The following is a 14,763-nucleotide window of genomic DNA, read 5'->3' as shown; positions in this document are numbered from 1 at the left end:
TGCTCTCATTTCTGGCCGGTTCCCCCATACGTGTTCGGGCGGCTCAGCCGGATCGGATCAGGTCCAGCACGGTCAACAACGCGAAGAACGCGATCACGATCTCGTTGACGATCCAGGCGTGTCCCTCGGCCCATTCCCGCATCCGGGTCAACACCCGCGCCGCCCGACTCCCGAGCAGCAGCAACGCCAGTAGGGGCAGCGCCAGCAGCAGCAGGGTGAGCAGCACGAACGGCACCAGGTGCCACCACGGCAGGTTGTGGCGGGCCACACTCGCCCCGACCGTGGCCATGGTCAGGTCGTCGGTGGGCGTCGCCACGAAGAGCAACGCACCCAGCCGCAGCGCCTGAAGCGGACCGGCGTGCTCGATGCTCCCCAGCCAGCGCGGAGGTCCGGAGCGGTTGCGGCGTACCCAGATCAACACGGCCAGAATCACCAGCAGGGCCAGCACCACCAGGTCGATGGCGGGGCCACGGTCGACCTTCCCGGCCACGGCGCTGGCGTCGGCGGCCACTCCACCCACCAGCCGGGTCGCCAGCCACGCTGCCGTCACCCCGGCGGCGATCACCAGCCCCGCGCCGGTGAGGAACCCCAGCGACGCCACCCGGGGCCGATCCGACGAGGCGAGGAAGACCGCCACCACCAACTGCGTCCCGGCCACCATGACCACGGCGAGCGGCAGAATGGTCACGAGGTTCATCGCCCGCCATCCTTCCCGTACGAGCGGGTGGGACGCGGCCGAACCCACGGATCAACTGCCGTGTCGCACGCCCCCGCCCAGGACGACACGGCCGGCCAGCAGCGCTCCGAGCAGCGCCAGCGCGGCGGCCACCACGAGCGTCGTCGTGTAGCTGGCCGGGCCTGGCGCGCTTCCCGTCGCCAACACGGCCCCGGTCAACGCGAGCACGGTCGCCGCGAAGAGCGAGTCGCTCAACTGCAGTGACGAGCTGTTGCGGCCCTGCTCACCCGGCTCGGACAACTCCAGGGTGAGCACCGACAGCGACGGATAGAGCAGGCCCATGCCCAGCCCTGCGACCGCCCAACCGACCACGGCCACGGTCACCGGCAGTTCGGGCCGGACGGCCAGGGCCACCGTGGCGGTGCCGACCGTGATGCAGCTCAGCCCGGCGCGCGGCAAGCTGGCCCTCGACGCCGGCACCGGGATCCGACCCTGCAACCAGGAGCCCGCCGACCAGGCCAACGCGCCGACGGTGAGGACCAGCCCGGCCGCCGTCGGCGAGAGGCCCCGCTCCCGGGAGAGCATCAGCGGAATGACCACCTCGGCGCCGACGAAGGCGGCCGAGGCCAGACCCCGCAACCCGACGACGGTGGGCAATCCTCGCGCGGCGCGGAGAAACCCGGCCGGCAGCAGGCGCGGGGCACAGACCAGCAGGCCGCCCACGGCGACCGCGACCAGCACCAGTGCGGTGGCACCGCGCTGCTGTCCCCCGATGTGCAACAGCGCGGCGCTCACCGCGGCCCCGCACGCCCAACCGATCCGCGCGGCCGCACCGGCCGACGGGCTCGTTGCCGCACTCCGGCCCAGCGACCGCAGGCCGGGATGGATCAGCAGCACCGCCGGCACGGCCACCGCCGGCACCGCCAGGAAAACCCACCGCCAGCCCAGGTACTGCACGATCAGGCCGGCAACCGCCGGCCCGACCAGCGACGGGACGACCCACGCCGCCGCGAACGCCGCGAAGATCCGCCGGTGCAGTTCCGATGGGTACGCCTGCGCGACGATCACGTAGAGCGCCACCGACAGCAGCCCGGAGCCGAAACCCTGCACGACCCGCCCGACGACCAGCGCGCTCATCACGGGCGCGGTCCCGGCGATCAGCAGCCCGACCACGAACCAGGCGACGCCGTGCCACATCGGCCCTCGGGGGCCGCGGGCGTCACACCAGATCCCGGAGACCACCATGGCCAGCACACCGGTGGCGAACGGGCCACCGAAGGCGATGCCGTAGAGCGCCAGCCCGTCCAGGCTGCGGGCGACGGTCGGCATCGCCGTACCGACCGCCAACGCCTCGAAGGCGAGGAGTGAGATCAACGCGACGCTGCCCACCGTCATCGCGCGTAGCCGGGGTGCGAAGAGTCCCGGTGCGGTGGGTTCGCTGATGACGGCTGTGCTCGGCATCGACCGAGCATGCGACCTCAACCCTGATTCAGGTCAACGGCCCAGTGACCCAGCTCTCGTCAGGCGTCCTGCAACGCCTCCCCAACTCCACGGACCAACCCGGAAAAATGCTGGTCTGCCAGCAGATGGCCGGCGGTGACCACCACCGCGATCGGCCATTCGATGACCTGTAGCGCGGCGAGCACCCCGAGCCCGGCGTAGTAAGCGACCTTGTCCGGTGGCGGCACCGCCACCTCACCCAGCATCGGCAGTTGCACCCGCCGGCCGTACATCTGGACGTTCTCCCGCGAACCGTTGAGATGTCGCGTCAGCGTGCTCATGCCGGCCTCCCCATGTCCGGTGATGGTCGTCGGATTCCACCGTCGACCCGGTCCATGCACTCGCGACGGCGGAAAATTCCGCTGCTCAGGGGGCATAACGGATGACAGGTCGGGAAGCCAGGCCGCCGGACGTCAGCGCGGTGGGAGGACGACATGGCCAAGGTCAGGACCAGCGGCAACAGGGGCCCGTCCAGCCGTACGCCTCGATGACGGCCGCGGGTCGCGCTGCCGGCCGCATCCTGCCGTCCTTCGGCGTGCCGCACCTGGTCGGCGAGGCGTCTCGGACGGTCGGCTCGGCCGCGACCCGGCTGGCCCGAACGGCGGGGCTGACGCGGCGTCGGGTGTGGTCCCGGCCCGGCCGACACCACATCGAGGTGCACGGTGTCTGCCAGGACGGCGGCAATCGGCTCGCCCGTCAGGTCGAAGGCGCCCTGGAGCGGATGCCCGGGGTCGCCTGGGCCCGGGTCAACGCACCCTCCGGGCGGGTGGTGGTCGCCGTCCAGGCCCCCGAGCCGAAGCTGCGCGACCTGATCACCACGATCGACCGGGTCGAGCGGACCTGCGACCACGAACCCGACCCGGAGATCCCACCGCCGCACCCACCGGAGGAGGGGCCGCGAACCCCGCGCACCCTGGGCGCGCTCGCCTCGGACGCGTTGGGCCTGACCATCTCGGCGGCCACCCGGGTCCTACCGTTCGCGCCACTGCCCGGCGAGGTGTCCGGCCTCCTCTCCGCAGTGGATCTTCAGCCGAAGCTGCACGGCTTCATCGGCAAACGGCTGCGCTCCGACCCGCGCGCAGACATCCTGTTTCCGCTGGCCGAGGCGGTGGTGCAGGGCTTGACCGGGCGCTGGACGGGGATCGTCCTGGACGGTGCGCAGCGGGTGGTGCAGTGGGGCGAGGCGCGGGCCCAACTCTCCGCCTGGGAGCGGGCCGAACCGCGACTCACCGGCGACGCGGAACGCGCCACCGCCCGGTGGCCGGTGATCGAGCGCCCCCGCCCGAAGCCGGACGGCCCGGTCGAGCGGTACATCAACCGGATGCTCGCGGCGGGCGCGGCCGCCGGCGCGGCGGCGGTGCCGTTCGCCGGGCCGAAGCGGGCCGCCGCGCTGGGCCTGTCCGCGCTACCCAAGGCGCCCGGCAGTGGCCGCGAGGGGTACGCGGCCCAGCTCGGCCGGATGCTGGCCCGGCGCGGCGTTATCGCGATGGACCGCAGTGTGCTGCGCGAACTCGACCGGATCGACACGCTCGTGCTCGACGCCGCGGTGCTCGGCTCGGACCGGGGCGTGCTGGCCGACCTCGCGCCGGCACCCGACGCGGACGTCGACCAGGTGGCCGAGCGTGCCTTCGCGTTGTTCGACCCGGACGACCCGACCGCTTCCCGCGCGGCGGACGGCTGGCGGCTCGCACCGCTGGACCGGATGCCCGCGAGCGACCCGGACCACATTCCGGACGCGGCCCGGCTGCGCTCCGCCTGCGGTCAGCTCCTCGGCCTCGCCCACGGCGACCGGCTCGCCGCACTGTTGCGGGTCGAACCGGAACCCGCGCCCGGCGTCGACGGTCTGCCCGCCGCCGCCCGGCACGCCGGTCTGCGGCTGGTCGTCGCCGGCGGCGACGAGCAGCGGTACGGCTTCGCCGACGCGATACTCCCCGGCGGGGACCAGCTGACCGAGTCGGTACGTGCATTGCAGCGCGACGGCGCGGTGGTGATGCTGGTTTCCGCGGACCGCAAGGCGCTCGGCGCGTCCGACTGTGGTCTCGGGTTCGCCGCACCGGAGGAGCTTCCGCCGTGGGGGGCGCACCTGCTGGTCGGTGCCGACCTGCGGGTGGTGGCACTGGTGATCGAGGCGACCGGGGTGGCCCGCCGCACCGCCCAGCAGAACATCCGGCTGGCCATGGCCGGCACCGGCCTCGGGGCGCTGGGCGCGTTCACCGCCCCACCACCCCAGTTGCCGCACCGAGCGCTCGTCGCGGTCAACAGCGCGGCCGGGTTGGCCTTCGCCAACGGGGTCTGGCAGGCCCGCCGGTTGCACGATCAGTCGGACACCCCGGCGCCGGTGGCGACCGCCTGGCACCTCATGCCCGTCGGCACCGTGCTCGACCACCTGCGCTCCACCCCGGACGGCCTGTCCAGCGCCGAAGCACAGCGTCGACGCCACGCCACCGGTGGCGACGGCGGCACAGCCGGCGGCGGGCTGCTGCGCGCCTTCGTGGACGAATTGTCGAACCCGCTCACTCCGGTGCTGGCCGCCGGGGCGGTGCTCTCCGCGTCGTTCGGCTCACTGGTCGACGCCGCCCTGGTCGGCGGCGTGGTCGGTGGGTCCGCCCTGATCGGGGCGGTGCACGAACGCAACACGGAGCGGTCGCTGGCGGAGCTGCTGTCGCGCTCGGCGGTGACCGCACGGGTCCGCCGGGACGGTGCCGAGCAGGTTCTCGCCGCCGAAGATCTGGTCCTCGGGGACGTCATCGCCCTCGAACCGGGCGACTCGGTGCCCGCCGACTGCCGGGTGCTGGAGTCGGTGGGCCTGGAGGCCGACGAGTCGTCACTGACCGGCGAGTCGCTGCCGGTCGCCAAGTCCAACCGACCGGTGGTCGCCGCCGCCATCGCCGACCGACACTCGATGCTCTACGAGGGCACCACCGTGGCCGCCGGGCACGGCACCGCCGTGGTGGTGGCGACCGGCAACGACACCGAGGCCGGGCGCAGCCTGGCGTTGGTGCGGCAGGCACCCCCGACCAGTGGGGTGGAGGCTCGGCTCAGCTCGTTGACCAGCGCCGCCATCCCGTTGGCTGCCGGGTCCGCGGTGGCGGTGGCCGGCGCGGGCCTGCTTCGGGGCGTACCCCTGGCCGAAACGGCGGCGACCGCCGCGAACCTCGCCGTGGCGTCGGTGCCGGAGGGGCTGCCGTTCCTGGTCAGCGCGGCGCAACTGGCGGCGGCCCGGCGGCTGGCCGAGCACGGCGCGTTGGTCCGCAACCCGCGCACCATCGAGGCGCTGGGCCGGGTGGATGTGCTCTGCTTCGACAAGACCGGCACCCTCACCGAGGGCCAGTTGCTCCTCGCCGGGGTCGGCGACGGCGTCGGCGAACGGTACGCCCCGGTCGACCGGTTGGACGACCGGCTCCGGATGACGCTGGCCGCGGCGCTGCGGGCCACCCCCGCCGCGAACGATCCGGAGGAGTTGGCGTTGCAGACCGACCGGGCGGTCCGGCGGGGTGCCGGGGAGGCCGGGGTGGTGGAGCAGACCGGTGCCGCTGGCTGGCGGGCGGCCGGCGGTCTGCCGTTCGAGCCGTCCCGTGGTTACCACGCGAGCATCGGACAGACCGACGGTCACCTGTTGTTGAGCGTCAAGGGTGCCCCGGAGACGGTGCTGCCGCGCTGTTCGTCCCGCCGCACCGACGGTCGTCAGGAACCGCTCGACGACGCCGGCCGGGCGGAACTGGAACGGATGCTCGCCGACCGGGCCGGTGCCGGAAACCGGATCCTGGCCGTCGCGGAGTGCCCGGTCAGCGACCCGAAGGTGACCGACGGGGACGTTCGAGGGCTGACCTTTGTGGGTTTCCTGGCCCTCGCCGACGGTGTACGGGAGAGCGCCGCCCCGGCGGTGCGCCGGATCCGGCAGGCCGGCGTGCACACCATCATGATCACCGGCGATCATCCGGCCACCGCCGAGGCGATCGCCGCCACCATCAGCGAGCACGACGAACAGCGGGTGGTCACCGCCGGTGAACTCGACCAACTGGACGACGACGCGCTCGCCGAGCGGTTGGCCAACACCGATGTGGTGGCCCGCTGCACCCCCACCCACAAGGTGCGGATCATCCAGGCGTTGCAGAAGTGCGGGCGGACCGTGGCGATGACCGGCGACGGCGCCAACGACGCCCCGGCCATCCGGCTGGCCGACGTCGGCATCGCCCTCGGTCAACGGGGCACCCCGGCCGCCCGCGCCGCCGCCGACCTGGTGGTCACCGACGACCGGTTGGAAACCATCATCGCGACCCTGATCGAAGGGCGGGCGATGTGGTCGTCGGTGCGGCACGCCCTCAGCATCCTGGTCGGCGGCAACCTCGGTGAGATCGCGTTCAGTGTGCTCACCGCCGCGGCGACCGGCCGCTCCGCGCTCACCGGGCGACAGCTGCTGCTGGTCAACCTCCTCACCGACCTGGCACCGGCGCTGGCCATCGCGGTCCGGCCACCCGCGTCGGACCGCGCCGACGCGCTGCTCCGGGAGGGCCCGGACACGGCGCTCGGCGAAAGTCTCACCAGGGAGATCGGTCTGCGGGCGGCAGCCACCACGCTGGGCGCGACCACCGGCTGGACGTTGGCCCGCTACACCGGACGCCGCCAGCGGGCCGGCACCGTCGCCCTGGTCTCCCTTGTCGGCACCCAGCTCGGGCAGACCATCCTGGCCGGCGGCACCAGCCCGACCGTGTTGGCCTCCACGGCGGCGTCACTGGGCGTGCTCGTCCTGGTGGTGCAGACGCCGGGAGTGAGCCAGTTCTTCGGCTGCACCCCGCTCGGGCCGGTCGGCTGGACCATCGGGGCCGGGTCGGCGCTCGGCGCGACCTTCGCCAACGGTGTGCTCACCAGGCTGATGGAACGCCTCCCGGAGGCGCACCCGCCGCACTCCGCCCAGAGCTGAGGCGGTTCCGAGCTGTTCCCTGCTCCGGCGGCCTCTCCGAAACTGCCCTGTCGTGGTGTCGGCGCGTGTGTGGTGGAGACGGCACTGGGGCTCGGTGGCAACCACCTCGACGTCGGACAACTCCCCGAGGAAGGGCACATCGTCCTGACCAATCCCGAGGGCGACGAGTTCTGCGTGGGTCGGTACGTTCGGTCATCGGTACGAGTAAAAACTGAAAAGCTGGAGCCCATCCACGTGGCTTCGTTATCCCCGTGCTTGCCGCACTCCTCCGCGCTGGGTTGCGTCACCACCTCGTGCACGGGAAGGGTGGGCTGTGCGGCAGATGGTGCTGATGTCGCTGTCCTGGATCACAATCGGTGTGGGAGTTGTCAGCTCAGCCTCGATCGTCGTCGACATCCGCGTCCACAAGTACCGCCAGCTACTCAAGAGCGAGGAGTTCGTCTGGCCGGTGACCGGGCTCTACCTCGGCCCAGCCGCCGTTGTGGCGTACCGCCGTTGGATCAGGCCCCATTCCCCCAGGTGGCAACAGAGACACGGCAGGCCACCGAAAAAGCCCCAGCAACTAGCCATCCTGACCGGGGTTTGTCAGTGCGGCGCCCACTGCGCTCTGGGCGTCGTCCTCGGTGAGGTGTTCGTCTTCGCAAGTGGCATCAAATTAGCGGGTGAGACGCTGTGGGCCTCGTACGTCAGCGACTACCTCGGGGCGGTCGTCGTCGGGGTGACATTCCGCTACTTCATTTCGGGTCGCAGGGGCCGGCACCGGATCTGGGATGCGATAGTGACCGTCGCCAAGGCCGACCTGCTGACCGTGACCGTCTTCGAGATGGTGCTGTTCGTCTGGTTGGCGTTGTCACACCACGTCATTGTCCCGGAGCCACCATTGAACCCGGCCACCCCGGCCTTCTGGTTCTTCACCCAGATCGGGCTGGCCAGCGGCTTCATCGCCGCCTGGCCCGCGACCGCCTGGCTGATCCGGCGCGGGATCAAAGTAGAGCCACAGCCCGCGCAACTTCGATAAACGGAGGTACTGCCCGGCGACCGAGGGTTATGAGATCAGGCTTCGTCGTCCGGTGACCTGAAGCCGGGCTGGAACCGCTCGGACGGCGCTCAGACCTCGGCCCACCAGCGCCCGCGGCGCACCTCGACACCGGGAACGTCCGCCAGCACCTGGTCAGGATCGACCAAGCTGGCAACCGACTGCTCCAAGTCGGTTCGCAACTCAGCGACCGCCTCTTCGAGGGTGTTCTGCTCGCTCGGCCAGTCGATGTTGGCACTCCGCAGCCGCCGCTCGGCAGCCTCGAACAGAGCGTCCGGGTTGTCGACTGTGATCTCAAGACGGCAGTACAGCTGCACAACGATCGGCTTCGCGTCTTCCACTCGCGAGAGCGTTCCACACGCCACGCCTCAGGCATGGCTTCAGTTCCCTCGCCGTCGACGAACCCATTGCGGGACTAAATGCGGACCGTCCGCAGCTAGCAGGCAAAGTTCTGCACGAAGGTCTCGCGTTCCCCAGTGTCCGGGTCGTCGGCCCAATGCCACCGGCTCACGTCCCCCCGCCAGCCGCGCTGAGTGTTCACCTCAAGGTTTGCTTGGGCATCCTTCATCCTCAGAATCAGCTGGCCGTCCGCTGCCACATCGCCCGGGCGCAGCCGACCGCTCCCGGAAACCGTGTCCGTAGATTCGCCCGCAGAGATCGCGGGCTGGCCGGCCTGTCCAAAACGCCTGGGGGCCGGGATGTCATGGTGCCCGATTGTGCCCCGTCGCTGACCGCTGGCGGTCCTGGCTTCTGATCCGTATCTGGCCCAGCCTCTGGAAGCACTCGCCGACGCTGTGGCAAGATCCCTCGATGGCTTCACCGAACGAGAGGGCACGTCGCAAGCAACTCCGCGACGCCTACAAGAAAGCCGACCGAGAGGCTCGATCCGCGCTGCTCCCCATCAACCGGGACCAGCTGGCGGCACTCGTGGAGTTCGTCGACGCCCACGTCCTAGCCGATGGCTGCGACCACACCACTAGGCATGGTCAGCAGTGGGCCGACGAGCAAGGCATCAGGTGGGAAGCACTCGGCGAGGGCCTACGCCAGTTGGGTGGCTGGTGTGATTGCGAGGTCGTCATGAACTGTCATCCCGAGGAGATCTTCCGCTAAGCACCAACGGGCAACGGTCGACATGCTGCTCGCCTTGCTGAGGGGCTACGACATCACCGGGGATGACGCGATCCACGCGGTACGCGCGATACGCGTGGTCCTGCAAGGGTTCGTGACCCTGGAGGCGGCCGGCGGGTTCGGGCTGCCGCAGTCCCTCGACGAGACGTTCGACCGGCTGGTCGACTCCCTGGACGCTACGTTCCGCGCCTGGGCGGCTGCATCGATCGCGCGCTAGGCGAGGAGAAACGGCGTGACCGCCTGGCTGCACTCGGAGCGCGATCAACCAGAGAAAGTGCTGGTGGAGCCCAGGGGACTCGAACCCCTAACCCCTGCCTTGCAAAGGCAGTGCTCTGCCAGTTGAGCTAGGGCCCCGTGAGTGGCCGCGGCGTCGATCGTTCCCCGCCGGACCGAGCGTCAGCGGAGGTCGGGCGACGTGGTCGCCTCGTGCCACAGGGCACGCTCGTCGTTCGACGCCTTGATCTTGTTGAACACGACGACGCCCACACCGACGACGCCAGCCAGAATCAGCAGCTTCTTGAACATGGGGCGACCCCTCGCGCTCGACTATCGTCGGACGACATGCGGTGGGGCTAGATGGAATCGAACCATCGACCTCAGAGTTATCAGCTCTGCGCTCTAACCGACTGAGCTATAGCCCCGCGTTGCGACGAGCAAGATTAACCCATCCGCTCGGCTGGCCCCAAATCGGGGTCCGCGTCTGCGAGCCGGGCCCGTCCACGCCCGCAAAACCTACCCGAGTACGGGACGCCGGAGCGACCGCTTTCCACGGTGCCCCGGCGTCCCGGTCACTCAGTCCCGCTCGGCGAGGGTCAGCTCGATCCCGCCGACCAGGTCGGCGCAGACGTTGTAGACGAACGCACCGAGCGTGGCCAGCGCGGTAAACAGCACCACGTTGACCAGGCCGATCAGCGCCGAGCTGAGGATCACGCCCTTGGCGGTGATCTGGAAGCCGCTGGTGCTCTGACCGCCGCCGGCGTTGACCAGGTCGCTCAGGCTCTCGTTGACGCTCTGGAACACGCCCATCGCGTCCAACGCCAGGTAGAGCACCGAGGTGGCCACCACCACGACGATGAAGAGCACCACCGAGACCGCGAACGCGAACTTCATCACGGACCACGGGTCGATCCGCTTCAGGTTCAGCCGGGCCCGGCGCGGCCCGCGGGAGGCGGCCGAGCTGATCGACGTACGCGCCGCACGCACCGCGTCGCCGACGCGGGCGGCCCCGACGGCGGACGCGTTGCCGATCCCCGGTGGTAGGCCACCGCCGCTGGCCGGGCGGCCGGTGGCGGCAGCGGTACGCGTCGCGTCCGGCTGCGGCTGGGTCATGCCGGGCGTGATCCGCGGCTGGGTGCCGGTGGACCCGGTTGACGCGGCCTGCCCGGGCCGGACACCGATCGGCTGGGTGGTCGCCGGACGGTCCGAGGGTGCCGCCGCCTTACCCGGAGGGTTGGCGGCGGCCGACGTCGGCGCCTCGGCGCTGGACGCCTCGGTCTTGTCGCCCGACCCGCCGTCGTCGCCTGGCTGCTCCGGCGGGGGTGTCATACCTGGAGCCCTGGTGAACTTCGGGGCAGGCGCGTCGGCGGGGACCGTCGCCCGGCCCACGGCCGCGCGGCCGGTCGCTGGTGTGCCGCCTTTGGCGGCCTCCTCGTCGACCGGGTTGGCCGAGGTCCCCGTGTTCCCCGACTTCGCCTGTGTCTCCGTCATTCAACTAGTCCTGTTCGTCAGGCTCGTCGGCATTGCGAGCAATCGCCACGATAGTCACGCCGTCCGGGAGGTCCATCAGTTTGACCCCCATTGTGTTCCGGTCGCGCGTACGGCGTACAGGCTTCACCGGAGTCCGAATGACACCACCATTGCTGGTGATCGCGAACAGCTCGTCGTCCGGATCGATCACCACCGCGCCAACCAGACCACCGCGCCGTTCGGTGATCTTCGCAGTCAACACGCCCTTACCTCCCCGGCCCTGCACCGGGTATTCCTCGATCGGGGTGCGCTTCGCGTATCCCCCGTTCGTGGCCACCAGAACGTCCAAACCTTCCCGCACGACTTCCATGGCGAGCAGGACGTCGTCGTCCGTGAAGCGCATGCCGATCACGCCCGAGGTGGCCCGGCCCATCGGCCGCAGCGCCTCGTCCGAGGCGTTGAACCGGATCGCCTGTGCCTTCTTCGAGACCAGCAGCAGGTCGTCCTCCGGAGCAACCAGCGCAGCACCGACCAGCTCGTCCTCATCGCGCAGGTTGATCGCGATGATGCCGCCGGAACGGTTGGAGTCGAACTCCTCGAGCCGCGTCTTCTTCACCAGGCCGTTCTTCGTGGCCAGTACCAGATAGGGGGCTACCTGGTAGTTCGGGATCTCGATGATCTGCGCGATCTGCTCGTCGGGCAGGAAGGCGAGCAGATTGGCCACGTGTTGGCCCTTGGCTACCCTACTGGCCTCCGGCAACTCGTACGCCTTGGCCCGGTAGACGCGCCCCTTGTTCGTAAAGAACAAGATCCAGTCGTGGGTCGAGCAGACGAAGAAGTGGCTGACGATGTCGTCCTGCCGCAGCGTGGCGCCACTGACACCCTTACCGCCGCGCCGCTGCGAGCGGTAGAGATCGACCTTGGTCCGCTTGGCGTACCCGGTCCGGGTGATCGTGACGACCACGTCCTCGCGGGCGATGAGGTCCTCCATCGAGACCTCGCCGTCGAACGGGACGATCTGCGTCCGGCGGTCGTCGCCCCACTTGGCGACGATCTCGCCCAGCTCCTCCGAGACGATCTTCCGCTGCCGCTCCGGCTTCGCGAGGATGTCCTTGAGGTCGGCGATCTCCAGCTCGAGCTTGGCCAGGTCGTCCACGATCCGCTGCCGCTCCAACGCGGCGAGCCGGCGCAGCTGCATGTCCAGGATCGCGGTCGCCTGGATCTCGTCGATGTCGAGCAGCCGGATCAGGCCCTGCCGCGCGTCTTCCACGGTCGGCGAACGCCGGATCAGGGCAATCACCTCGTCCAGCGCGTCCAGCGCCTTGCCCAGGCCGCGCAGGATGTGCGCCCGCTCCTCGGCCTTGCGCAGCCGGAACGCGGTCCGCCGACGGATCACGTCGATCTGGTGCTCGACGTAGTAGCGGATGAACTGCGCCAGGTTGAGCGTGCGCGGCACCCCGTCGACCAGGGCCAGCATGTTGGCGCCGAAGGTCTCCTGAAGCTGGGTGTGCTTGTAGAGGTTGTTCAGCACGACCTTCGCGACGGCGTCGCGCTTGAGCACCAGCACGATCCGCATGCCGGTACGCCCGGAGGACTCGTCGCGGATGTCGGCGATGCCGGCGAGCTTGCCCTCCTTGATCAGCTCGGCGATCCGCTCGGCGAGGTTGTCCGGGTTGACCTGGTAGGGCAGCTCGCTGACGACCAGGCAGGGGCGGCCCCGCTTGTCCTCCTCAACCTCCACCACGGCGCGCATCCGGATCGAGCCGCGACCCGTGCGGTACGCGTCCTGGATCGCCGTCGTGCCCACGATCAGGCCGTGGGTCGGGAAGTCCGGGCCCTTGACGATGCCGAGCAGGGCTTCGAGGGTGGTCTCCTCGTCCTCATCCGGGTGCTCCAGGCACCACTGCACCGCCGCACCGATCTCCCGCAGGTTGTGCGGCGGGATCTTGGTGGCCATGCCGACCGCGATGCCCTCGGAGCCGTTCACCAACAGGTTGGGGATCCGCGACGGCAGGATGGTGGGCTCCTTGGCCCGGCCGTCGTAGTTGTCCTGCAGGTCGACGGTGTCCTCGTCGATGTCCCGCAGCATCTCCATGGCGAGCGGGTCGAGCTTGCACTCGGTGTTGTGGCTGACGAAACCGTCGGAGACGAACGAATGGTCGTCGGTGTCGACCCGGACGCTGTAGACCGCCTGGACGCCGGCGTCGGTGATCTGCGCCACCTCGGCGTAGTAGAAGCGGCCGTCGACCAACGGCTCGACCACGTCGAGCACCTCAGTGTTGGTGATCCGGGCGGCGATCTCGTCGCGGTCCCGCTCCCAGCGCTCCACCCGGTCCACGTTGTGCCGGCGCAGCCAGTCCAGCTCGGTCCAGCGCTGCGCGCCGTGCTCGCGGATGAAGTCGCCGACCAGCGGCACGTGGTCACTGGAGAGCGCGGTGCTGCTCGCCGGCACCTGGGCCAGCTCGGCCTCCAACTTGGCCTGCTTGCGGCCGAGGAAACCGACGTGCGCCGCGAAGATCCGGGCGTCGCGGCGGTTGGTCACCACGACCTTGATCTCGCCGTCGTCGTAGCGGGTCTGCCGGCTGATCACGCCGAACTCCAGCAGCAACTGCTGGACCTCGGCCGCCAACCGCTCGCTGCGCGTCGAGTACGAGATCTGCATGGTGTTGCGCGGCAGCAGCGAGGACGAGCCGTCGCCCTCGAAGAGCGCCTGGAGGAACGCCCGCTTGACGGCGGCCGGCCCCTGCCAGACGAACTCGGGTACGAACTTCGCGGCGCTCCGGGCACCCATCATCTCGCCCAGGAGGCTCCCGCGCAGCGCGGTGAGGTCCTGCACATCGAGTTCGTGCAGGGTGCTGCCAGAGGCGATGGCCCGCTCGCCGACGTAGCGCGGGCCACCGACGGCGAGGTCGTAGGCCGTCAGAACCCGGACGAAGAATTCCCGGTCGACGTTGTTGAACCCGGCACGACTCGGGGAGACCCAGCCCTCACTCACGAATGCACCCGCGAGGACGGCCGCCTCGACGTGCTCCAGCATCGGGTAGCCGATCTCGTCCGGCACTGAGCGCTGAAGAACGACCCGGTCGCCGGGGGAGATCTCGGCCAGCAGCTTCCAGAGCAGGGTCGGCACGCCGGCCACGTCCACCAGGCAGAGCACCGGGTGGTTGTGGGTGCCGGTCAGCTCGTACCCCTCGCGGGTTCGCAGCCGCAGCGTGGGGTGCTCGCCGGAGTGGAAGAACTTGGTGGCGCGGACCAGGTCGCCGTTGCGGTCGCGGACCTTGAGGTCGATGTCGGTCTCGCTGGACGGCGCGGCGTCGGCCACCACGTCCGCGATCCGCACGCTGCCGTCGGCGGTACGAATACGGACATTTCCTGATATGCAGTATCGCATGGCCGCAGCTGGATCATTACCCGGTGAGCCGAAGTTGCCGTTGCCGTCGACCAGCGGGTAGCGCAGCGACCAGGGCTGCGCCATCCGGACCAGCGCGTCGTAGATCGCCGAGTCGCCGTGCGGGTGGAACTGGCCCATCACGTCGCCGACGACGCGGGAGCACTTCACGTACCCCCGGTCCGGACGGTAGCCGGAGTCGAACATCGCGTACAGGATCTTGCGGTGGACCGGCTTGAGGCCGTCCCGGACGTCCGGCAGCGCGCGACCGACGATGACGCTCATCGCGTAGTCGAGGTAGGAGCGCTGCATCTCCACCTCGAGCCCGACCGGTTCGATCCGGTCGTGCGCGACCACCGCGGCGATGGCCTCGGCGGGGACCTCGGGCTCGTTCGGTGTGGACTCGGGAGAATCGGTCACTGTTTACC

General features: G+C 70.2%; 11 protein-coding genes and 2 tRNA genes. 4 read left to right on the top strand and 9 right to left on the bottom strand.

The genetic code is table 11. The annotated features are described in order from the left end of the window. Positions 1 to 43: 43 nt before the first annotated feature. Genes EV382_RS25440 through EV382_RS25430 form a run of 3 tightly spaced genes read right to left on the bottom strand, consistent with a single transcriptional unit; the run spans position 44 to position 2,457 of the window. Complete coding sequence (locus EV382_RS25440) at positions 44 to 697, bottom strand: GAP family protein (RefSeq protein WP_130405873.1); 654 nt, start codon at positions 695 to 697, stop codon at positions 44 to 46. Between the two features lie 51 nt (positions 698 to 748). Further along, positions 749 to 2,137 (bottom strand): MFS transporter, encoded by a 1,389-nt coding sequence (locus EV382_RS25435; protein WP_130405871.1) that lies wholly within the window; start codon positions 2,135 to 2,137, stop codon positions 749 to 751. Between the two features lie 59 nt (positions 2,138 to 2,196). Continuing rightward, complete coding sequence (locus EV382_RS25430) at positions 2,197 to 2,457, bottom strand: hypothetical protein (protein ID WP_130405869.1); 261 nt, start codon at positions 2,455 to 2,457, stop codon at positions 2,197 to 2,199. 206 nt (positions 2,458 to 2,663) lie between these two features. Between EV382_RS25430 and EV382_RS25425 the strand changes: the two genes are divergently transcribed. Beyond that, positions 2,664 to 7,097: a cation-translocating P-type ATPase gene (locus EV382_RS25425; RefSeq protein WP_130405867.1), complete on the top strand. Its 4,434-nt coding sequence runs from the start codon at positions 2,664 to 2,666 to the stop codon at positions 7,095 to 7,097. A 322-nt stretch (positions 7,098 to 7,419) separates the two neighbouring features. Continuing rightward, a complete protein-coding gene (locus EV382_RS25415) occupies positions 7,420 to 8,115 on the top strand; it encodes a DUF4396 domain-containing protein (protein WP_244236995.1) in 696 nt (231 codons plus the stop codon). 89 nt (positions 8,116 to 8,204) lie between these two features. Here EV382_RS25415 and EV382_RS25410 read toward each other — a convergent pair whose 3' ends face one another. Further along, entirely contained in the window at positions 8,205 to 8,474 is a 270-nt protein-coding gene (locus EV382_RS25410; protein WP_130405863.1) for a hypothetical protein, read from the bottom strand. 469 nt (positions 8,475 to 8,943) lie between these two features. Here EV382_RS25410 and EV382_RS25405 point away from each other — a divergent pair, with 469 nt between their 5' ends. Then, positions 8,944 to 9,243: a DUF2695 domain-containing protein gene (locus EV382_RS25405; RefSeq protein ID WP_130405861.1), complete on the top strand. Its 300-nt coding sequence runs from the start codon at positions 8,944 to 8,946 to the stop codon at positions 9,241 to 9,243. A 22-nt stretch (positions 9,244 to 9,265) separates the two neighbouring features. Continuing rightward, a complete protein-coding gene (locus tag EV382_RS25400; RefSeq protein WP_130405859.1) occupies positions 9,266 to 9,478 on the top strand; it encodes a TetR-like C-terminal domain-containing protein in 213 nt (70 codons plus the stop codon). A gap of 61 nt (positions 9,479 to 9,539) precedes the next feature. On the opposite strand, the gene EV382_RS25395 is transcribed toward EV382_RS25400, so the two are convergent. The 5 genes from EV382_RS25395 to gyrA form a co-directional block, all read right to left on the bottom strand. Then, positions 9,540 to 9,615: transfer RNA gene (locus EV382_RS25395), tRNA-Ala, on the bottom strand. Between the two features lie 42 nt (positions 9,616 to 9,657). After that, complete coding sequence (locus tag EV382_RS33600) at positions 9,658 to 9,786, bottom strand: DLW-39 family protein (RefSeq protein ID WP_244236813.1); 129 nt, start codon at positions 9,784 to 9,786, stop codon at positions 9,658 to 9,660. Positions 9,787 to 9,828: 42 nt separating this feature from the next. Then, a tRNA-Ile gene (locus EV382_RS25390) sits at positions 9,829 to 9,902 on the bottom strand. A 151-nt stretch (positions 9,903 to 10,053) separates the two neighbouring features. Then, positions 10,054 to 10,968 carry a DUF3566 domain-containing protein gene (locus EV382_RS25385; protein ID WP_130405857.1) on the bottom strand — a complete coding sequence of 305 codons (915 nt, stop codon included), beginning with the start codon at positions 10,966 to 10,968 and terminating at the stop codon, positions 10,054 to 10,056. A gap of 4 nt (positions 10,969 to 10,972) precedes the next feature. Continuing rightward, positions 10,973 to 14,755, bottom strand: coding sequence for an intein-containing DNA gyrase subunit A (gyrA, locus tag EV382_RS25380; protein ID WP_130405855.1), 3,783 nt, complete (start codon positions 14,753 to 14,755; stop codon positions 10,973 to 10,975). Between the last annotated feature and the right edge of the window lie 8 nt (positions 14,756 to 14,763).

Source organism: Micromonospora violae, from assembly GCF_004217135.1.
GTDB classification, from domain to species: Bacteria; Actinomycetota; Actinomycetes; order Mycobacteriales; family Micromonosporaceae; genus Micromonospora; species Micromonospora violae.
The sequence above is the reverse complement of the archived record's forward strand: the minus strand, read 5'-3'. Positions and strand labels throughout refer to the sequence as shown.